Below are 20,565 nucleotides of genomic sequence, written 5' to 3'. Positions count from 1 at the left end.
TTTGCGTATTTCAGCGAGTTACTGAATTTCCGTTTCGTCCACCAAGGGGCGGCTTTCCCGCGTCGCACGGTAGACAGCGTCTGGCTGCGTCGGATCACCCGGGGCAATCATGACATAATCGTCATGCACTTCGGCCAGCGTTCCCACAAACGGGAACCCGTCCAGTCCGCCACTCACACGATAGCTGACCATATCCCCAACCTTGAATGTCGTGGGATCAAAATTGAATTCAAACGGGCACGCTTCGCCCTGTTCACCCATTCCCTGCATCATCATCTCCTTGGCGATCTGGATACAGGCGATCGGTACAAACAAAAAGGGCCGCCGGTCATCCCGGCAGCCCCTTTTTTGCCATGGCGAACCATGTCAGCCGACGATTTCTTCCGGCTTGAAGAAGAACGCGATTTCAATGGCCGCGTTCTCATCGCTGTCCGAACCATGGACCGAGTTCGCTTCGATCGATTCTGCGAAAGTCTTGCGGATGGTGCCTTCGGCGGCATCTGCCGGATTGGTTGCGCCCATCACGTCGCGGTTACGCTTCACGGCATCTTCGCCTTCGAGCACCTGCACCACGACCGGCCCGCTGGTCATGAAGCTGACCAGATCGCCGAAGAAAGGGCGTTCCTTGTGAACGGCGTAGAAGCCTTCAGCCTGTTCCTGCGACATCTGGATGCGCTTCGAAGCGACGACGCGCAGGCCCGCTTCTTCCAGCATCTTGGTAACGCCACCGGTCAGATTGCGGCGGGTTGCGTCGGGTTTAATGATCGAAAAGGTGCGGGTGACCGCCATGATGCGTTCCTTGCAAGCTATGCTGTAGATGAAATCGCGCGCGCCCTAGCCCGGATTAAACGGCACCGCAAGAAGGGACCCGTTACGGCCCTTCGCGCCATTTCCCGCCGTCCTGTTTCCAGAACTTGCGTTCCACCCCATCCATACCACCCAGCATACGCCAGCAGGCCCGTGCACCGTCCAGTTCGCCATCGCCAAACAGCAGGAATACGCGCGCAAAAGCAGCCGCTTCATCGCGCCATTTGCCATCGGCCAAGGCAATAAAGCCCGCGCCGTTGCCCGCTTCCGGTGTTTCGGACAAAAGCACCGGCTGCCGCGCCGCATGGGGTTGCCCGGCGCGGCCATGGGCGAGAAACGCTTCGGGCAGGCGTTCCCAAAGCGCGGTATCGATCCGTTCCAGCGCAGCGTCATCATCGCTGACGACCAGCAGACGCTCCCCGGCGGCGCGCGTTGCCCGGGCGATCAGGGGAACGACCAGTTCCACCGGATCGCGACTGAGCTGGTAAAAATCGACACGCATCGCGAAGCTACTTTCCGGCTATGGCCCCTCAGCTTTCGCAGTTATCGCGCACATAGCGGTCCAGCAGGCGCACCCCGAAGCCGGACGCCCCACGATCCCAGGTCGCCCCAGGCTTGTCCGTCCAGACTGTCCCCGCAATGTCGAGGTGCGCCCAGGGGGTGTCATTCTCGATGTACCGTTGCAGGAACTGTGCGGCCGTGATCGATCCGCCATAACGGGGGCCGACATTCTTCATATCGGCAATCGGGCTGTCGATCATCTTGTCGTAAGCCGGACCCAGCGGGAAACGCCACAGCTTGTCACCCGTCGCCTTGCCAGCGGCATCCAGTTTCGCGGCAAGATTGTCATTGTTGGTAAACATGCCCGCATGTTCATGACCGAGCGAGACGATGATGGCGCCGGTCAGCGTAGCAAGATCGACAATCGTGCTCGGCGAATAGGTTTTCTGCGTCCAGGTCAGGGCATCGCAAAGAACCAGGCGCCCTTCGGCATCGGTATTGATAACTTCGATTGTCTTGCCGGACATCGAGACGACCACATCCCCAGGGCGCTGGGCGTTACCATCGGGCATATTCTCGACGAGTCCACAAACACCCACGATATTGGCTTTCGCGCGGCGCAGAACCAGCGCCAGCATGGTACCAGCGACCGCGCCCGCACCGCCCATGTCCCATTTCATATCTTCCATGCCTGCGGCCGGCTTGATCGAAATGCCGCCGGTATCGAAGGTAACCCCCTTGCCCACAAAGGCCACGGGCGGTTCCCCGGGCTTGCCGCCATTCCAGCGAATGGCGAGAAGGCGCGGCGGGCGTGCCGAACCCTGCGCCACGCCCAGCAGCGCACCCATACCCAGTGCTTTCATGTCCGCTTCGTCGAGCACGGTCAGTTCGGCATCAGTCCCTTCAAACCGTTCACGGCACGCCGCAACGAAGCTTTCGGGGTAAATGACATTGGCAGGCTCGGTCACCAGACGCTTGGTAAATTCCACGCCTTCCGCAATACAGGCTTCCACGTTCCACGCGGCTTCGGTCCCTGCTGGCGCGCCGCTGACCGAGACACTGTCCAGCGTCTGCTTTTGTTCGTCAGGCAAGGTCGTGCGATAGGCGTCATGGCGCCAGCCCCGCAGCCGCAGCCCAAGAAGAACCGCAACCGCCTGTTGCGGCGTAGAGACACTGTCCGCCACATCGAGCGCAAGGCGCGTTTCGCCCGATGTGCGGTATTTCGCCGCCAGCGCCGCCCCGGCCCGTTCCAGCACACCAATGCGCCCTTCATCGCCGGGATCACCCGCGCCGACCAGAGCGAGCCGGACAACTTTGCCATCGCGCTCGACAAAAGTTTCGAAAACCTGCGCGGCTTTTCCGGAGAAACGGGCCGCTTCCGCACCGGCGCGAACGACCGGTTCAAGATCGGCAGGCAGTTTGCCCTTATCGACAATCCGGGCCTGGAGGCGAATGGAATTGTCAGGTTGGCTGGCGAACTCGACTTTCATGGAAGCTCCGGCGGCTGAACGGGGCGATCCGGGCATGGTGGCCGTCCCGATGATGATACTGAAGTTGCAGTTAAGAGCGGGCGATGCGATAGGCAAGTCATGCTGCCCGATGCCCTGCCTATGCCGCAAGCTTCATCCTGCCGCTGGCGTTACTCCTGTTACGTTGCGATTCCCGCACTCCTCCTTGGTCTGGGGCTTTCGACAGATGCCCTCGCCCAGGAAGAATCCCCGCCGGCGCAACAACCACAGAAACAGCGTGAAGTCGCGTTCGAGGCCAATCAGCTCGATTATGATTCGCGCGCCGACACGCTCACCGCCAGCGGCAACGTGATACTGCGCAGCGAAGGGCAAACGCTTGAAGCCCAAAACGTTACGTGGAATCGCGCAACCGGGCAAATCACCGCGACCGGCAACATCCGGTTGCAGGATGCCGATGGCAATCAGCTCTACACCGACAGTATGGAGCTGACCGATGAATTGAAGGCCGGTGCGATGCAGAACATGCTGCTGGCCTTTGCCGAAGGGGGCCGGCTCGCTGCTCGCGAAGGACAACGCGATGAAGCGGGGCGCATCACCCTGAAAGATGCAGCCTACAGCGGCTGTGCGGTGACCAAACCCGATGGGTGCGAACGCAAGCCCAGCTGGCGTATTGTCGCCAATCGCGTGGTCTATGATCCGCAAGCCAACAGCATACGTTTTTACGGCGCGCGGCTGGAAGTATTCGGACTGGCGCTCGTCCCCCTGCCCGGCCTGGCCATCAATGCCGATGGCAGTGCCCGTTCCGGCCTGATGATCCCCGGCATCACGATTTCTGGCAACAATGGCCTCGAACTGTCGGCCAGCTATTATTGGCGGCTTGCCCCCAATCACGATGCCGAAGCGACGGTCTATGCATTCACGGAAGCCGCACCGATGGTCCGCTTGCGCTATCGCGGGCTGGTGGACAAAGGCGCTTATCAGGTCACCGGATATCTCACCCGGAGCGAACGCATACCGATCTCGGGCACCGAACCCAACATGGCATGGCGTGGCTATCTGGAAGGCAATGGCCGCTTTCAGTTCGACAAGAACTGGAGCCTGACATTTTCGGGCCGTGTGGCCAGCGACCGTACGTTCCTGCGCCGGTACGATATCAATCGAGACGATCGCCTGCGTTCGACGATCGATCTCGAACGGATCGGTGACAACACCTACTTCTCGCTATCCGGCTGGGCCACGCAAACCCTGCGGGCGAGCGAGGATCAGGGGCTGGTTCCAATCGCCCTGCCCATTCTCGATTACCGTCATCGGCTCGCCGATCCCGTGCTTGGCGGCAAGGTCGAATTCCAGGTCAACAGTCTCGCGATTAGCCGCACCTCCGGCCAGGATACGCAGCGCGCCTTTGCGCAGGCGCGTTGGGATCTCACGCGGATCACCGGCATGGGGCAAGTTGTCAGCTTGACCGCGCTGGCCCGCGGCGATCTCTATCATTCGAGCAATAACGACCTGACCGCTACCGCCATTTATCGGGGCATGCCCGGTTGGCAGACGCGCGGGATCGCGATCGGCGCGGTCGATGTCAAATGGCCGTTTATCGGATCGGCATTCGGCGGCACGCAAGTGCTCACCCCGCGTGTACAGCTCGTCGTATCGCCCAAGATTTCAAATCTTGACGTTCCCAACGAAGACGCCCGGGCCGTTGACCTTGAAGACAGCAACCTGTTCGCTCTCAACCGTTTCCCCGGGTATGATCGGATGGAAGATGGGGTGCGGCTGAACTACGGCTTTGACTGGCAACTGGATCGACCGGGCTGGCGCATCAAGACCACCATCGGCCAATCCTATCGCCTGTCGCAGGAACAGGATATCCTGCCCAATGGTACCGGGTTGAGCGGCCACTTTTCCGACTTCGTCGGTCGCACCGAGATCCGTTTCCGCGATTTCGTCACGCTGACTCACCGTTTCCGGCTCGACAAGAACAATCTGGCCATTCGCCGCAACGAAGTTGGCGCTGCTGTCGGTTCGCGCAAGACATATGCGGAAATCAGTTATCTGCGCCTCAACCGGAATATCGATGAGGTGGAGGATTTGCAGGATCGTGAGGAACTGCGCCTCGCCGGACGGGTGGCCTTCGCCAATTACTGGTCGATCTTCGGTTCGGGCGTTGTGAACCTGACTGACCGCAAGGAAGATCCGACGGCCCAATCGGACGGGTTCGAGCCCCTGCGCACCCGGCTTGGTGTCGCCTATCAGGACGATTGCCTCGAGTTCGGCTTCACCTGGCGTCACGACTACGCAAACTCGGGTGATGCGAAGGCCGACAACCGCTTCCAGGTCTATTTTGCCCTGCGCAATATCGGCTTCCGCTAGATTGCGGTCGAGGGATTGCGCGCAGGCGTTGGCACAACGCGGCAAACACGCTATCGGCGCAACTCAGCTCCGGTTAAGCCGTTTGGCGGCAAAGCGCCCGGATATTTGGGATGACACCAACCCGGTGTCGATAACAGGATTGCTCGCGTGGTAATGACGACCCAGCATAAAGTTCCTTCCCGTCGCGTTGCGTTCTGCGCTGCGCTGTCCCTACTCGTTTCGGGCGTTGCCCCGCTTGGGGCGCAAGAAGCGGACACCGCGCCAGATGTGGCAGGCGATTCCGCCAGCGGGCTGAATATTCCGCAAAACCTCAAGATTTTCGGGACAAATGATCCCAATCTGCGCCGCGCCGCCGTGCGCGTGAACGGCGAAATCATCACCGGCACAGACATCGACCAGCGTCTTGCCCTGATTCTTTCGACCAACAACCAGAGCATCAGCGCAGAAGAAAAAGAACGTCTGCGCCTCCAGGTGATGCGCAATCTGATCGACGAAACATTGCAAATTCAGGAAGCCAACGCACTGAAGATGCAGGTCGAGCAGGCTGAAATCGATCAGACTTATGCGCGTGTTGCGGCCCAGAATTTTGGCCAGAACACACAGGCGATGGACGCCTATCTCCTTCGCGTCGGCTCTTCACCTGCTTCGCTGAAACGCCAGATTCAGGGCGAACTCGCATGGCAACGCCTGCTGCGTCGCAATGTGCAGCCCTATGTGAACGTGTCCGAAGAAGAAGTGAAAGAGCTTCTCGAACGCATGAAATCCTCACGAGGAACCAGCGAATACCGGATCGGTGAAATCTACCTGTCCGCAAACTCGCAGAACAAGGCCGCCGTTTTCGAGAACGCCAAGAAAATCGTGCAGCAACTGGGACAGGGCGCAAGCTTCGTCGCCTATGCACGCCAGTTCTCCGAAGCCTCCACCGCTGCGGTGGGTGGTGATCTTGGCTGGGTCCGGCTCGCGCAGCTGCCCAACGAACTCTCATCGGTCGCGCGCGATATGGAACGCGGTCAGCTCGTTGGTCCGGTCGAGGTATCGGGCGGGTATTCGATCCTTTTCATGATCGACAAGCGTCAGGTCTTGATGGCCGATCCGCGCGATGCCCTGCTCAGCCTGAAACAGATTGGCCTGAGCTTCCCTGAAGGGACGACAGATGCACAGGTGCAGCAGAAGGCAGCCAGCTTCGCCAATGGCGTGAAGCAGATGAAAGGTTGTGGTGACGTGGACGAGCGCGCCCATGCGCTGGGTGCCAACGTGGTGTCCAACGACAATGTCCGCATCCGCGATCTGCCTCCCCAGCTGCAGCAGCTGATGCTGTCGCTGCAGATCGGCCAAACCACACCGCCTTTCGGTTCGGCCAAGGACGGCGTGGTCGTGTTCATGCTCTGTGGCCGCGATGAAGCGCAGACCAACGACGGGCCAAGCTTCGACGATCTGATGAACCAGATGGAAGATGACCGTGTGAACAAGCGCGCGCAACGCTATCTGCGCGATCTCCGCCGCGATGCGGTGATCGAATACAACTGATCCCATGGGTATTCCTGCGCTAGCGGTTTCGCTTGGCGATCCCGCCGGCGTGGGCCCTGAACTGATTGGCGCGGCATGGGCACTGCGCAATAGCGCCGCCCTGCCGCCTTTTTTCGCTGTGGGCGGTGCGCAGTTGCTGGCCGCTGCGGGCAAGACGCGGGGGTTGACCCTGCCAATCGAGATCATTGCCGATCCGGCAGAGGCTTCTGTCGTGTTTCCCCGTGCCTTGCCGGTACTGGGCCATGATGATGCCCCTTATTGCCCCGGCGCACCGGACAAGGATGGCGCCCGGCTTGCGCTCGGTTCGCTCCGGAAGGCCGCGCAACTGGCCGTTGCCGGGCAGGCGGCAGGCGTTGTCACCGGACCAATCGCCAAGGCGCGCCTTGCCGAAGTGGGCTTTACGTTCCCGGGACAGACGGAATTCGTCGCGCATGCCAGCGGGACAGCCGCTGAAAATGCGGTGATGCTGCTGGCCGGCCCCAACCTGCGTACGGTCCCGCTCACAGTGCATTGCTCGCTGGCCAGCGTGCCGGGGCAGATATCGATAGACCTGATCTGCAATCGCAGCCGCATAACCGCCGCCAGCCTCCAACGGGATTTCGGGATTGCGAACCCGCGCCTCGCGATCTGCGCGCTCAACCCACATGCGGGAGAAGACGGCCGTTTCGGGGACGAGGAACAGCGGATCATTGCCCCGGCCATCGCGCTGCTTCGCGCGGAAGGGATCGACGCAACCGGCCCCCACCCCGCAGATTCACTCTTTTCGCCCCATGCGCGCGACAGTTTCGATGTGGCGCTTTGCATGTACCACGATCAGGCTCTGATACCGCTGAAGGCGCTCGATTTCGATAATGGGGTCAACATGACGCTGGGCCTGCCAATCGTGCGCACATCGCCCGATCATGGCACCGCCTTTGCTATTGCCGGCAAAGGACTGGCCAACCCCGGCGCGACCCTTGCCGCAATCCGCATGGCAGGGGACGCCGCCATGAGACGGCGCAGCAAGAGCGCATAATGGCCACCTTGCCCCCCATCCGCGATGTTATCGCCCGCCACGGACTTTCCGCGTCGAAGGCGCTTGGCCAGAATTTCCTTCTGGATGAACAGTTGCTCGACCGGATTGCAGCGATACCCGGCCCGTTGCGGGGCAAACCCGTGCTTGAAATCGGCCCCGGCCCGGGCGGTCTCACGCGCGCTTTGCTCCGCGCGGGCGCACAGGTCACCGCCATCGAGATGGACAGGCGCTGCCTTCCTGCCCTGGCGGAACTGGACGAAGCTTTTCCCGGCCAGTTGCGTGTGATTGAGGGTAACGCGCTGGATATCGATCCCGCAACGCTGTTCGACGAGCCTTACGCCATTGTGGCAAACCTGCCCTACAATGTCGGCACCGCACTGTTCACCGGCTGGCTCTCGGGCGAGGATTGGCCGCCGCAATGGGCCAGCCTTACGCTGATGTTCCAGCACGAGGTAGCCCAGCGCATTACGTCAAACCCAGGCACGTCCGCTTATGGCCGGCTTGCCGTACTTGCCCAGTGGCGGTCTTCCGCGAAACTTGCCATGAAAGTACACCGCAGCGCGTTTACACCGCCACCCAAGGTGATGAGCGCGATCGTCCATGTCACACCCGCGGCCATGCCCGAAGGCGTCTCGGCCCGCGTACTGGAGCGTGTAACAGAAGCGGCATTCGGGCAGCGCCGTAAAATGCTGCGGCAGAGCCTGAAAGCTTTGCCGGGCGCTGTCGACGCACTCGACACACTCCGCATCGACCCGTCCCGCAGGGCCGAAACGCTCAGCATCGGGGAATTCGTGGCAATCGCGCGGGAACTTACCCGAGGCTGACCGAGGGCCAGTTCAGCGTTTGGGCTGCGCCACGTTGAGGACTGCAAGCGTCATGGCCGTCGCGCCAACCGAAATGGTCGGTTCCGGCAAGGGCGCAAATTCCGGCGAGTGATTGATGGCGAGCTTGCCCGATTTCATCCCCGCATCGAAAACTGCCTTATCCAGGCCGCCGACCAGGAAAAACACCGATGGCGTGCCGGCGAGAATGAATTCGGAAAAATCTTCGCTACCCGACATCGCAATCGGCATCGGCTGGACTTGTGGTCCGAATGCAGCCTTGAATACCTCCACCGTGCGCGCCGTCAGTGCCGCATCGTTTACCACCATCTTGCCACCGAGCGTGGTGACCAGTGTCGGTTCCGGAGCCCCGGCCATCGATGCGACCGCCTTGGCCGTACGGTTGACCCCGTCGAGGATTTTCTCACGGACGCGTTCGTTCTGCGTACGGATAGTCCCGCGCAACAACGCCCGATCGGGAATCACATTGCCCGCTTCACCTGCCTGAATTGCACCGATTGTCACCACACCGAACGCTTCCGGTTCTTTCTCCCGACTGATCACGCTCTGCACATCGACGGTAAACCGCGCCGCCATCATTACCGGATCAATCGTAGTGGCCGGTGCTGACCCGTGTCCACCGCGCCCATGAAAGGTGAGTTCAAGACTGTCCGATGTCGAGGTCATTGCCCCCGAACGGTACAGGATCGTGCCCGCCGGCGCGGGCGCAACGTGCAAAGCGAACCCGTAATCCGCCTTGCCGAACCGTTCTACAAAGCCGTCATCCAGCATGGCCCGTGCACCGGATACGGTTTCTTCTGCGGGCTGCCCGACGAAGATCAATGTGCCGTTCCACTTGTCCTTCATCGCCGCCAAGGCACGTGCCGCGCCGATCCACGCCGCCATATGGATATCGTGCCCACAGCTATGCGCCACGGGTGTGATCTTGCCGTTGTAGGTTCCGGTCGCCTTGCTGGCATAAGGCAAGCCAGTGCGTTCCTGCATCGGCAGGCCGTCGAGATCGGTGCGCACCAATATGCTGGGGCCTTCACCGTTGCGGAGCACGGCAACGATCCCCGTTCCCCCAACGCCTTCGGTAACTTTGAATCCGATAGCCCGCATCAGCTTGGCCAGCTTGGCAGCCGTGGCCTTCTCCTGAAACCCAAGTTCGGGATGGGCATGCAGGTCTTTGTACAGCGCGATCAGATCGGGGGCATTTTTCGCCATGATCGCGTCGATCGCAGTGCGATTGGCGGCCACATCCGCTGCAGTGGCCTGCGCATGCGCATTGGCACTGGCCATCAGACCAAGAGCCGCAAGAGTCCATTTCAGGCGCATACCCGTCCCCCTTTGCAGTGATTTATCGTATCGCTGACACCCAGCTTAGCGACTTGAGCGATCCATCAGCAAGACCTCAGGACGCGATTTTGCCAGCATTCTTCAATCTCCTCCCGCTGCATGCATGGGGTCGAGAGGCAAGCGGCCAGAGAGCGAAGCACGCAACACCCTCTGGCAAAACGCTATCTGCCATCATCGCGACAGAGAATGTCGCGATCTAGCTACCCTTCTTTTTTCGGCGCCACGCGTGAAGCAGTGGCTCGGTGTAGCCGCTGGGCTGCTCCACGCCCTTGAACACGAGATCGCAGGCAGCCTGAAACGCCATGCTGCTATCCCAATTGCCCGCCATCGGCTCATAAAGGGGATCGCCCGCGTTCTGCGCATCCACTTTGGCCGCCATGCGGTGCAGCGAATCCATCACCTGTTCAGCGGTGCAAACACCGTGAAGCAGCCAGTTCGCCATATGCTGACTGGAAATACGCAGGGTTGCGCGATCTTCCATCAGCCCGACGTCGTTGATATCGGGAACCTTGGAACATCCCACGCCCTGATCGATCCAGCGCACGACATAGCCAAGCAGCCCCTGCGCATTGTTGTCGAGTTCCTCGCGCACTTCGTCAGGCGACCAGTTTATCCCGTCAGCCAGCGGTATCGTCAGTAATGCGGCAAGCGGCGGCACCCCGTCTTTCGCCACATCCCGCTGCCGGGCAAAGACATCGACCTGATGATAATGCAGAGCATGCAGTGTCGCTGCGGTGGGTGATGGCACCCATGCGGTGTTTGCGCCGGTTAGCGGATGGGCGATTTTCTGTTCGAGCATTTCACCCATGCGATCAGGCGCGGCCCACATACCCTTGCCGATCTGCGCCTTGCCCGACAGGCCATGCTTCAGCCCGATCGCCACATTACGCTTTTCATAGGCATCGATCCACGCCGATCCCTTGATCGCACCCTTGCGGATCATCGGCCCTGCCCGCATCGATGTGTGAATCTCATCCCCCGTACGATCGAGAAACCCGGTGTTGATGAACACGATCCGGTCGCGCACCGCGGCGATACAAGCGGCAAGATTGGCGCTGGTGCGCCGTTCTTCATCCATCACGCCAACCTTGATCGTATGCCGTGCCAGCCCCAAAAGGTCTTCCACGGCATCGAACAGATCATTGGTGAACCCCGCTTCTTCAGGGCCGTGCATCTTGGGTTTCACGATATAGATGCTGCCCGTTCGGCTGTTGCGATGCGGGCCAATGCCTGCAAGATCATGCTTACCGATCGTGCTGGTCAGTACGGCATCCATAATGCCTTCGGGGATTTCCGAACCGTCGGCCAGAAGGATTGCCGGATTGGTCATCAGATGGCCAACATTGCGCACAAACAGCAGGCTGCGCCCAGGCAATGTGAAGGTATCCCCAGAGGGCGCCGTCCATTCCCGGTCCGCTTCCAGCGCGCGGGTAACCGTTTTGCCGCCTTTCGCGAAACTGGCCGACAGGTCGCCACGCATCAGGCCCAGCCAATTGGCATAGGCGTGACGCTTGTCCTCGCCATCCACGGCGGCCACGGAATCTTCCATATCGATGATCGTTGTCAACGCGGATTCGAGGATCACATCCGCGATGCCCGCCGGATCACCCTTCCCGATCGGGTGATCCCGATCGAACACGACTTCGATATGCAGGCCATTGTTGCGGAACAACCGGCTAGTGCCATTTTCACCGGCATATTGCGCAGGATCGGCCAGCGCGATGCCATTATCCCATGGTTTTTCCAGATCGGCCCAACTGCCTTGGGCAAGCGGAACCGCCGCATCGAGAAACGCTTTCGCCCGCGCGATTACCGCCGCCCCGCGCACCGGATCGTAACCGCCCGGCTGCGCGGCAGGCGCATCCAGTGCATCGGTCCCGTACAAGGCATCATAGAGACTGCCCCAGCGGGCATTGGCGGCATTAAGCGCGAACCGTTCGTTCAGGACGGGAACAACCAGTTGTGGGCCAGCCATCGTGGCAATTTCCGGATCGACACCCTGCGTGCCAACAGTGAACGCGTCCGGTTCTGCTACGAGATATCCGATGCTGCCCAGAAATTGCTGATAGGCAACGGGATCGTGCGGTTGCCCCGTGCGTTCCCCGTGCCAGGCATCAATTTCGGCCTGAAGCGTATCGCGTTTTTGCAGCAGTTCCCGATTACGGGGAACGAAACGTTCGCAGATCGCGGCGAGACCTTGCCAGAACGTCCCTGCATCGATGCCGAGCGGCGGCAGCACGTCCTGTTCGACGAAGACAGCGAGTCCTGCATCGACATCAAGCCCCGCGCGTTCGAACCGTTCACTCATGAAAGTAGTCCCCTTGACATAGGATGGCACCGATCAACCATGACCGGCAGAAAATCGCAATATGCCCCGGGGAGAAGCGTGCGTGCCTATGACGGATTGCTTCGCGCAGGGCAAGGGTGAAGCGACGCATGGTTCCGTTGTGTCGGGGCACCTTACACTGCGCGGGGCGTTAACCAGCAATAACGGCATCAAAGCGTGACTGGCACGATCGTTGCTCTGCTTTATGCCTAACGAGAGGTTAACATGTTCAGCAAGATTCGCAGGCTGTTCGTTATAAAAACGCGATGGGAAGCCTTCCTCATCATCTATGCGCTCGCACTGGGTGCAACCGAGCGGGGAATGGTCTATATTCGCGAGTATCCCGGATTTGGCGGTAAACTGCTGTTCTTGGCCTGTACCGGCGCCGTGTTCATGGCCGGAGCCAAGATTCTCGATTGTCTGAAATTCGAACAGGCGCAAGCGCGCGCGGCCGCAAGGGAAACGGTCACCTAATCCAGCAAAAAGTGAAGTGGGGTGGTTCTGTTGCTGGGCCCACCCCGAGCCCCCGGAATCCGCTTCTGTTGACCGGTGGGTCCAACCGCGTTCTAACTTTGTAACTTCAGGGCGTTAGCCCCTAGAATTACGCTGCGAGAGCAAGTGCTTCGTTATCGTTGGCACTTATGAGTTTTGAGCCTTTAACGGGTTACTCAGCCCGGGCAAAAACAGCGCTTTTCAACACACGTCGATCCTAGTTCGACCCCGTCATTTCCCCCGGCATACCGAAGAGAAGTGGTGGAGCCGCCGGGTACTGCCCCCGGGTCCGCTGCGCCTATTGTACGCCGCAGTTTATCGCCATAGTCGGCCGAAACCGACAACCGCGATATAGGTGTGCCCGGCGCAAAAGAAAAGGGGCGGTTACACACCCCGCCCCTTTTCCTTGATAGAACCCGTTCTCTGGACATTCAGCCGCCCATTGGGACGCTTCGCATCAATCGGGGTTCGATCGAGGCAAATGCCGAATTGCCGAAACCCTCAGGATTTTTTCAACAAATCGCGGATTTCCGTCAGCAGTTCGACTTCGGTCGGGCCTGCAGGCTCATCAGCCTGACGCTTCATGACCTTATTGGCCATGCGCACCAGCAGGAAGATGATGAAGGCAAGGATGAGAAAATTGATCACCGCCGTGATGAACGCACCGTAGCCGATCATGGCCGCCCCGGCTTCCTTGAGCGCAGCGTAATCGGTCAATGACCCGGCATAGCCCGCAGGCGTGCTCAACAGAATGAAGTGGTTGGAAAAATCGATACCGCCAAAAATCGCGCCGATTGTCGGCATGATGATGCTGTCGGTCAGCGAGGTTACGATTGCGCCAAAAGCCGCGCCTATAATCACGGCGACAGCCAGATCGAGCACATTGCCCTTGGCGATAAACGCCTTGAATTCATTAAACATGAATCGTCCTTTCCTCCAGCAAACAATCGGCATGAACTGCCACTAAAGGCATGACGTCACAAGCGGGGAGAACGCGGCCCCCATTAGTTTGACGACCACATGATGCGCGGCCTTGCACACACTCGCACGCGCGCTATCTTTCAATCTGGCGCCCCAACCAGGGTCGCGCGATTAGGAGGGATCCAGCCCATGCTGAGTCTGCGCAATATCACCGTCGCCTTTGCCGCGCTCGCCCTGTCGGCCTGCGGCATCAATTCCGTGCCGACCGCCGAAGAAAACGCCAAGGCGCGCTGGGCCGATGTTCAGGCCGCATTTCAGGAACGCGCGAACCTGATCCCCAATCTTGCCGCTGTCGCCAAGGGTGCCGCCGAACAGGAAAAAGCCATCCTGACCGGGGTTGTGGAAGCCCGTGCCAAGGCAACCAGCATCCAGCTCTCCGCCGAGGATCTGAGCGATCCTGCCAAGATGGAGCAATTCTCCGCCGCGCAGGAAAAGCTGTCGCAATCGCTTGCCGGCTTTGGTCGCCTGCTCGCCAACTTCGAACGCTATCCGGATCTCAAGAGCATCACCAATTACCAGATGCTGCAAACGCAGCTTGAAGGTCAGGAAAACCGTATCCGCATCTCGATACGCGATTACAATCAGGCCGTTCAGCAATACAACACGACGATCCGCACCTTCCCGGACGCGATCGGCGCCAAGATTTTCTACGGTGCGAAGCCGATGGTAACCTATAAGGCTGCCACGCCCGGCGCAGAAGTCGCACCGAGCCTCGAAGGGAAAATCTGATCGACCTTCCAGCCATGCGTGGACCGGCGTTTTCAACGTTCAGGCGCATGATCTGTGCGCTGCTGCTTGCTCTTGTCATAACGGGGCCAGCAGCGGCGCAGACTTTCCCCGCGCTGTCCGGACGTGTGGTGGATGCAGCCAATATCATTCCCGCAGACACCGAAGCGCAGCTCGTCGCGAAACTGGACGCGTTGGAAAAACAGTCCCGGCGGCAGTTGGTGGTGGTTACCCTGCCCGGTCTCGATGGCTACGAAATCTCCGACTATGGCTATCGTCTCGGCCGCCATTGGGGGCTGGGGGACAAGCAACGCAACGATGGTGCATTGCTGATCGTCGCGCCCAACGAACGCAAAGTGCGCATAGAAGTCGGTTACGGGCTCGAACCGATCCTCACCGATGGCATGTCCTTTCTCATCATCAACAACGCCATTCTGCCCCGCTTCAAGGCTGGCGACATGCCCGGCGGCATCGTTGCCGGAACGGATGCCATCATCAAACAGCTCACCCTGCCTGACGAGGAAGCACGCCAACTGGCCGCTCAGGCAAACCAGCAGGAACAGCAGGCTGACGAAGGGTTCCCCGTGGGCATGATCATCTGGCTGATATTCTTCGGCCTGTTCTTCGTGCTACCCATGATCATGCGCGCCCGTGGCGGCCGTTCCTACCGTGGGTCGGGGCCGGTCATTCTCTTTCCGGGAGGCGGCTTCGGTGGCGGTGGTTCCGGTGGCGGTTTCGGGGGCGGCGGCTTTTCTGGCGGCGGGGGCAGTTTTGGCGGCGGCGGCGCGAGCGGGAGCTGGTAACCATGACCCAACAGCAACCTTCGTGGCTGGATGATCACAGCCGTCAGCGCATCAGCAATGCCGTCGCAGCCGCCGAATCCAACACCGCCGGCGAAATCGTCACGATCCTGGCAGACCAATCGGATGACTACGGCGATGTTGCGCTCGCCTGGTCGGCGCTTGTCGCATTTGCCGCGCTGACAGTCATTTCCATCTGGCCCGAATTTTACTTGTCGAAACTCGCGTGGTTCCGCAGCAGTTGGAACACCGAGTGGACCGCCGCACATGCCTTCGCCATTGCCACCGTGGTGGCCACATTGAAATTCGGCAGCGCCTGGTTGCTCTTGCTCTGGCGGCCGCTGAGACTGGCGCTGGTGCCCGGCCCCGTGCGCAAGGCGCGAGTTCATGAACGGGCCATCGCAGCCTTTCGGATCGGCGCGGAACGGCGAACGCGCGGCCGCACCGGCATTCTCATCTATCTGTCCATGCGCGAACATCGGGCGGAAATCGTCGCCGACGAAACGATTGCCACACGAGTCGATCCCGAAGTCTGGGGCGATGCGCTTTCCGCGATGCTGGCCGAACTTAAGCAAGGCCAGGTTGCAGAAGGCATGTGCGCAGCCGTGGACCGTGTGGGGGCGATCCTTGCCCAACATCTTCCCCGCGATGCCAACGATGAAAACGAACTGCCGGACCGACTGATCGAATTATGAGCAACCGCGACGCAGAAGCACCCGAGCAGATCGTCTGGGAAGGGCGTTTTATCACCGCGAAGACCCGGGGCCGCTGGGAATACGTGTCCCGATCAAGGGGCATTCGCGCGGCCGTCATCCTCGCGGTGGAGGACGATCACGTGATCCTCGTCGAACAGTATCGCGTGCCACTTGGCCGAGCCTGCATCGAACTGCCCGCCGGGCTGATTGGTGATGACGACGGTGGGCCCGATGAAGATCCGCTTGCCGCCGCCGGACGCGAACTGGAAGAGGAAACGGGTTATCGCGCCGCGCGCCTCGAAGATTGTGGAGAATTCTACTCTTCACCGGGGATGGTGAGCGAGAGTTTCTGCCTGATCCGCGCGTCAGGGCTGGAAAAAGTCGGCAAGGGCGGCGGCGTGGATGGGGAAGACATCATCCCCCATCGCATCGCCCTTGCCGCGCTGCCCGCATTCATCGCCGCCCAACGCAAGGCAGACAAAGCCATCGATGTCCGCATCCTGCTTCTGCTTGGCGCCGAATTGCTACGCACCGACCTCCGAGATAGGGCCTAGGCCCCGCCCACCGTCTGCACCACCTCGAAACCTTCAAATCGCGGATGTCCGAGGTAGAGCGGCTTGTTATCCCCGGCGTTACGATGCGCCATGCGGAAAGCTTCCGATTTGGTCCATGCCTCGAAATCGGTGCGCGATTGCCAGATTGTGTGCGATGCGAACAACGTATGGTCGTCAGCCTCGGGCCCGCGCAGAAGATGAAATTCCACAAAGCCCGGCACATCGGCAAGAAACGTATCGCGCGACGCCCAGACCTGCTCAAAGGCCTGTTCCTGCCCCCGCAGCACTTCAAACCGGTTCATCGCAATAAACATAGGTCGATCCTTACTCTCGTGCTCGCCCCTTATGCCCTGTAGGGCCAACAGGGGAACGGTGATCGCGTGACAGGTTACTGCATCACGCTTTTGCAATTCATAAATTCGTGCAGGCCGATCGCACTCAGTTCGCGCCCGTGGCCCGAACGTTTTACCCCGCCGAAGGGGACATGTGGATCAGACGCCAGCATCTGATTGACCGCCATCATCCCCGCTTCAATATCCCGCGTAAATCGCGCCTGTTCTGCGGCATCGTGGGTCCACACGCTCGATCCCAGACCGAACGGGACATCATTGGCCAAGTCGACCGCTTCGTCCAGACTGCCCACTTTGAAAACCATTGCCACGGGCCCGAAGAATTCCTCCCGCGTAACCGGGGCATCGCGCGGGATATCCGTCAGGATCGCAGGCGTCATCCATGCACCAGGGCGATCCAGTCCCTCGCCGCCAAACAGCCTGTGCGCACCGCTTCGTTCAGCCTCGGCGATTTGCCGCAGCATATCGTCACGCGCCTGCACGCTGGATAGCGGCCCCATCTCGCTCGCCGGATCCAGCGGATCACCCACGCGATAGGACCGCACGCCTTCGGCAAAGCGATCCATAAATGCGTCATAGATGTCCGTATGGACAATCATCCGCTTGGCACAAATGCAGGATTGTCCGGCATTCTGCAGGCGCGCTTTCACTGCAACCGATGCCGCCTGATCCACGTCGGCGCTCGGCATAACGATGAACGGATCGGACCCGCCCAGTTCGAGCACGACCTTTTTCAAATTGCGGCCTGCCGCTTCCGCGACCTTCACCCCGGCCCCCTCGCTGCCTGTCAGGGTTGCCGCAACGACGCGGGGATCGGCAATGATCTTTTCGACGCGAGACGCCTGCACGTGAAGATTGCGGAAAAGCCCTTTGGGCGCACCCGCAGCCAAGACCACATCTTCCAGCAAATCCGCGCATTCGGGCGTCAGGCTAGCGTGCTTCAGCAGGCCGACATTGCCCGCCATGATAGCCGGCGCCATGAAGCGAACCGCCTGCCAGTAGGGAAAATTCCAGGGCATGATGGCCAGAACCGGCCCTTGCGCCAGCCAGTGCGACCGCGCTGTCCCTTGTGGCATATCGTGATCGATGGGCGCCAATTGCGCAGGTCCGTGCTCCGCGTAATAGCGAAAGGCGCTCGCCGATTTGGCAACTTCGGCCCGCGCCTGCGCGATGGGTTTACCCATCTCGAACGTGGCCACTGCCGCCAGTTCTTCCTGCCGTGCATCGAACTGGTCAGCGATCCGGTTCAGCAGATCGACGCGATCGTTCAAATCGCTGGTACGCCATTGCCGGAAGGCGACAACGGCTTCATCCAGCGCCACATCGATCGCCCGATCATCCAATTCAGGAAAGCTCTTGCCTTTCTCTCCGGTCGCGGGATTGATCTGGGTGGGCATCGTTTTGCACCTCGCGAGCTATGATCAGGCATACTGTTGCGCTGTCTATGCCGCTGTAACGCTACAACGTAACCATGAGTTTCCCATGCAGGCGAATTACTTCGGCGGATCGGGGATCAAGCCGGGCGAACAGAGATGCGTTGCCCACCCTGCAATCGGGTTACAATCAGATGGCGGAACTGAATCGCCTTGGGGAATCTTGCCTATAGGGATCAAACTGGGCAGCGATGCTGCGTGCGTAAGGCAGCCCTCCGTCCGTGATCACCAGTTCTTCCCGATCGAAAACGCATAACCCCCTCGCAAGGTATGGGGCCAGCCCCTGCGCAACGGCGCGTGCCAGTTCAGGCGCCACGACTGCCCGGCCATGACACAGCAACCCTTCGATAATCGCACCCCGCATCCGGTCATCCGCAGACCGCCGCACCCCAAGGCCGGCTGGCAAGACACCTTGCGACAGAAGCATCCGGTAGCGTCCGCTGTTCTTTTCATTCTGGACAAGAACATCGGGGAAGTTGCTGATCGCGGATGCCCCCAGCCCGATCAGAACCGCAGCAGCATCGTCGGTAAAACCCTGAAAATTGCGATGCAACTGGCCTGTGGCGGCGGCTTTTGCCAGAGGATCGTCGGGCCGGGCGAAATGATCGAAGCCGATGGCCGCATACCCCGCCTTGACCAGTTGCTGATAGCCCATCTCCGCCATAACGAACCGCTCCTCCTTCGGGGGAAGTGCGCTGGCATCAATACGGCGCTGGCGTGCGATCAGGTGCGGCACATGCGCATAACCGAACAGGGCGATCCGGTCTGCACCCAGCGCCACGGTATCGGCCAGCGTATCGGTAAGATCGTCCCTACCCTGCCCCGGCAAACCGTACATCAGATCGAAGTTGAGCGATGTCACCCCCGCACCGCGCAGAATATCTACGCTGCGTTCGATCATGTCACGTGGCTGCACGCGCCCGATCGCTTCCTGCAAATGCGGGGCGAAAGTCTGCACACCCATGCTGGCATGGGTTGCCCCGATCCCCCGCACGACATTGCCCCATTCATCGATCAACGTTCGCGGATCGAGTTCGATCGAAATAATCGGATCGACAGGGCGGAACCGCAGTTCCAGTTCGTTGAACAGTCGCACAAAATCGACGGGTGCTATCGCATTGGGGCTGCCCCCACCGAACGCGATACGCCGCACACGCGCATCCGATGGCAGACGCGCGGCAACCATGCGGATTTCGCGATGCAGGGCGTCCAGATAGCTTGCCAGCCTCTGCCGCCGATTGGCCGCACCGGTATTGCAGGCGCAATACCAGCAAATCGATTCACAGAAGGGGATATGGATATAGAGCGACACATCCCCCGACGCCTGCTCCAGCGCCGCCATCTGATCGGCCGGACCGATATCGCCCGCGAATTCCGCAGCCGTGGGAAAGCTCGTGTAACGAGGGACGGGCTTGTCGAGCAGGTCTGGGTAGTAAGGCCACATGAGGGGCTTTAGAGCAAAGCCCGCCCCCCCACTCATTGAGGGGAATCAATTTCCCGCCCCGGATTATTCCGAGGGGAAGAACGCGGCGTAAGGGCCTGAAATGGCGAATTTTCGCCAGCCATCTTCGGGCTGCGCCAATCGGTCCGCCACCGCATAGAATACCGCAGGGTTGGCGGAAAACCCGCTATGGCTCGAACAGACTTCGATATTTTCGGTGATCGCGTCGGTTTCGCTGACACAGTTTTGCCAGGCCACGGCCCCGTCGCTCTTGCTGAAAATCGCACTCGAAGGCACGTCGAGCGGGCGATATCCGCCCAGCGCACGCTTGCGGCTTTCCGGTCCGGACAGGCTTTTCCCGGTGATCAGCCGGTAGAGGATCGGCATACTGGTTGCGCCCGGGTTACCCGCGAACGGGCTGCCCAGCGTGATGACCTGGCGCAGATCAGCAGAATCGCGCCGGGCCACCTCCCGCGCGATGACACCGCCCAGGCTCCAGCCGACAAGGCTGACCTTGCGCCCCGTCGCTTCGACGATTTCCCGCACGCGGCGTTCGACATGATCGCCATGTTCCCCATCGCTATGCTGATCGAGGTTGAGGCCCAGATCCCACGGAAACACCTGATACCCCAACAGGGAAAGGTACTGTCTGAGCACAATGGTGCCGCAATCGGTCGCCGCAAAGCCGGGCAACACCATAACCGGATGCCCATCGCCCCGCGCAACTGTCGCCAGCATGGGCGCGGTGGCGACAAGGGCGCCGACTTCCCATGCAAACCGGAAGGGTTCGAGCATCGCCCAACCGGTCGCCGGGCGGCGGATGCTATCGGGTGCTTCTGCCGCTGCGCGATGCAACTGGTCGGTCTGCCTTGCCATGGCAGCTATGTAATCGTTTTGG

At 60.4% G+C, this 20,565-nt stretch carries 20 protein-coding genes and 1 other RNA gene; 9 read left to right on the top strand and 12 right to left on the bottom strand.

Features of this window, described 5'->3' with window-relative positions; all coding sequences use genetic code 11:
• Nucleotides 1-18 precede the first annotated feature (18 nt).
• From EGO55_RS16485 to EGO55_RS16470, 4 genes are all read right to left on the bottom strand, one after another.
• The gene (locus EGO55_RS16485) at nt 19-270 is read right to left on the bottom strand and encodes a hypothetical protein (RefSeq protein ID WP_021688272.1); all 252 of its coding nucleotides are present in this window, start codon (nt 268-270) and stop codon (nt 19-21) included.
• Nucleotides 271-366: 96 nt separating this feature from the next.
• The gene (ndk, locus tag EGO55_RS16480) at nt 367-789 is read right to left on the bottom strand and encodes a nucleoside-diphosphate kinase (RefSeq protein WP_021688273.1); all 423 of its coding nucleotides are present in this window, start codon (nt 787-789) and stop codon (nt 367-369) included.
• An 82-nt stretch (nt 790-871) separates the two neighbouring features.
• Nucleotides 872-1,309, bottom strand: a complete 438-nt coding sequence (locus EGO55_RS16475) for a DNA polymerase III subunit chi (RefSeq protein ID WP_021688274.1) — start codon at nt 1,307-1,309, stop codon at nt 872-874.
• Between the two features lie 28 nt (nt 1,310-1,337).
• Nucleotides 1,338-2,798, bottom strand: coding sequence for a leucyl aminopeptidase (locus tag EGO55_RS16470; RefSeq protein WP_021688275.1), 1,461 nt, complete (start codon nt 2,796-2,798; stop codon nt 1,338-1,340).
• A gap of 99 nt (nt 2,799-2,897) precedes the next feature.
• On the opposite strand from EGO55_RS16470, the gene EGO55_RS16465 reads away from it, so the two are divergent.
• From EGO55_RS16465 to rsmA, 4 genes are all read left to right on the top strand, one after another.
• Nucleotides 2,898-5,147 carry an LPS-assembly protein LptD gene (locus EGO55_RS16465; protein WP_021688276.1) on the top strand — a complete coding sequence of 750 codons (2,250 nt, stop codon included), beginning with the start codon at nt 2,898-2,900 and terminating at the stop codon, nt 5,145-5,147.
• Nucleotides 5,148-5,300: 153 nt separating this feature from the next.
• Entirely contained in the window at nt 5,301-6,674 is a 1,374-nt protein-coding gene (locus tag EGO55_RS16460) for a peptidylprolyl isomerase (RefSeq protein ID WP_021688277.1), read from the top strand.
• 4 nt (nt 6,675-6,678) lie between these two features.
• Nucleotides 6,679-7,689, top strand: a complete 1,011-nt coding sequence (gene pdxA / locus EGO55_RS16455) for a 4-hydroxythreonine-4-phosphate dehydrogenase PdxA (RefSeq protein WP_021688278.1) — start codon at nt 6,679-6,681, stop codon at nt 7,687-7,689.
• Complete coding sequence (rsmA, locus tag EGO55_RS16450) at nt 7,689-8,513, top strand: 16S rRNA (adenine(1518)-N(6)/adenine(1519)-N(6))-dimethyltransferase RsmA (RefSeq protein WP_021688279.1); 825 nt, start codon at nt 7,689-7,691, stop codon at nt 8,511-8,513. The genes pdxA and rsmA overlap by 1 nt, the downstream gene beginning before the upstream one ends.
• 12 nt (nt 8,514-8,525) lie before the next feature.
• Here the strand turns inward: rsmA and EGO55_RS16445 are convergent, their stop codons facing one another.
• Both EGO55_RS16445 and EGO55_RS16440 read right to left on the bottom strand, forming a co-directional pair.
• Entirely contained in the window at nt 8,526-9,848 is a 1,323-nt protein-coding gene (locus EGO55_RS16445; protein ID WP_021688280.1) for an amidohydrolase, read from the bottom strand.
• A 217-nt stretch (nt 9,849-10,065) separates the two neighbouring features.
• A complete protein-coding gene (locus EGO55_RS16440; protein ID WP_021688281.1) occupies nt 10,066-12,177 on the bottom strand; it encodes a malate synthase G in 2,112 nt (703 codons plus the stop codon).
• Between the two features lie 243 nt (nt 12,178-12,420).
• Here EGO55_RS16440 and EGO55_RS16435 point away from each other — a divergent pair, with 243 nt between their 5' ends.
• On the top strand, nt 12,421-12,669 hold the full coding sequence (locus EGO55_RS16435) for a hypothetical protein (protein ID WP_021688282.1): 249 nt from the start codon (nt 12,421-12,423) through the stop codon (nt 12,667-12,669).
• A 54-nt stretch (nt 12,670-12,723) separates the two neighbouring features.
• Here EGO55_RS16435 and ssrA read toward each other — a convergent pair.
• Nucleotides 12,724-13,068, bottom strand: a transfer-messenger RNA (tmRNA) gene (ssrA, locus tag EGO55_RS16430).
• A gap of 120 nt (nt 13,069-13,188) precedes the next feature.
• The gene (gene mscL, locus EGO55_RS16425) at nt 13,189-13,608 is read right to left on the bottom strand and encodes a large conductance mechanosensitive channel protein MscL (RefSeq protein ID WP_021688283.1); all 420 of its coding nucleotides are present in this window, start codon (nt 13,606-13,608) and stop codon (nt 13,189-13,191) included.
• 189 nt (nt 13,609-13,797) lie between these two features.
• Between mscL and EGO55_RS16420 the strand changes: the two genes are divergently transcribed.
• From EGO55_RS16420 to EGO55_RS16405, 4 genes are read left to right on the top strand one after another with little or no spacing between them, the layout of a single operon-like run.
• Complete coding sequence (locus EGO55_RS16420; RefSeq protein WP_021688284.1) at nt 13,798-14,397, top strand: LemA family protein; 600 nt, start codon at nt 13,798-13,800, stop codon at nt 14,395-14,397.
• 47 nt (nt 14,398-14,444) lie between these two features.
• Complete coding sequence (locus tag EGO55_RS16415; RefSeq protein WP_021688285.1) at nt 14,445-15,197, top strand: TPM domain-containing protein; 753 nt, start codon at nt 14,445-14,447, stop codon at nt 15,195-15,197.
• A 2-nt stretch (nt 15,198-15,199) separates the two neighbouring features.
• The gene (locus EGO55_RS16410; protein WP_021688286.1) at nt 15,200-15,889 is read left to right on the top strand and encodes a TPM domain-containing protein; all 690 of its coding nucleotides are present in this window, start codon (nt 15,200-15,202) and stop codon (nt 15,887-15,889) included.
• A complete protein-coding gene (locus EGO55_RS16405) occupies nt 15,886-16,443 on the top strand; it encodes an NUDIX hydrolase (protein ID WP_021688287.1) in 558 nt (185 codons plus the stop codon). Before EGO55_RS16410 ends, EGO55_RS16405 begins: the two co-directional genes overlap by 4 nt.
• On the opposite strand, the gene hmuQ is transcribed toward EGO55_RS16405, so the two are convergent.
• From hmuQ to EGO55_RS16385, 4 genes are all read right to left on the bottom strand, one after another.
• Nucleotides 16,440-16,757 carry a heme-degrading protein HmuQ gene (hmuQ, locus tag EGO55_RS16400; RefSeq protein WP_021688288.1) on the bottom strand — a complete coding sequence of 106 codons (318 nt, stop codon included), beginning with the start codon at nt 16,755-16,757 and terminating at the stop codon, nt 16,440-16,442. The two genes, EGO55_RS16405 and hmuQ, sit on opposite strands and share 4 nt — an antisense overlap.
• Nucleotides 16,758-16,831: 74 nt before the next feature.
• Nucleotides 16,832-18,190 (bottom strand): NAD-dependent succinate-semialdehyde dehydrogenase, encoded by a 1,359-nt coding sequence (locus tag EGO55_RS16395; RefSeq protein WP_021688289.1) that lies wholly within the window; start codon nt 18,188-18,190, stop codon nt 16,832-16,834.
• Between the two features lie 166 nt (nt 18,191-18,356).
• On the bottom strand, nt 18,357-19,670 hold the full coding sequence (gene hemN / locus EGO55_RS16390) for an oxygen-independent coproporphyrinogen III oxidase (protein ID WP_040714568.1): 1,314 nt from the start codon (nt 19,668-19,670) through the stop codon (nt 18,357-18,359).
• 63 nt (nt 19,671-19,733) lie between these two features.
• Complete coding sequence (locus EGO55_RS16385; protein ID WP_021688291.1) at nt 19,734-20,543, bottom strand: alpha/beta fold hydrolase; 810 nt, start codon at nt 20,541-20,543, stop codon at nt 19,734-19,736.
• Between the last annotated feature and the right edge of the window lie 22 nt (nt 20,544-20,565).

Origin of the sequence: Caenibius tardaugens NBRC 16725, from assembly GCF_003860345.1 — a bacterium.
Taxonomy (GTDB): domain Bacteria; phylum Pseudomonadota; class Alphaproteobacteria; order Sphingomonadales; family Sphingomonadaceae; genus Caenibius; species Caenibius tardaugens.
The sequence above is the reverse complement of the archived record's forward strand: the minus strand, read 5'-3'. Positions and strand labels throughout refer to the sequence as shown.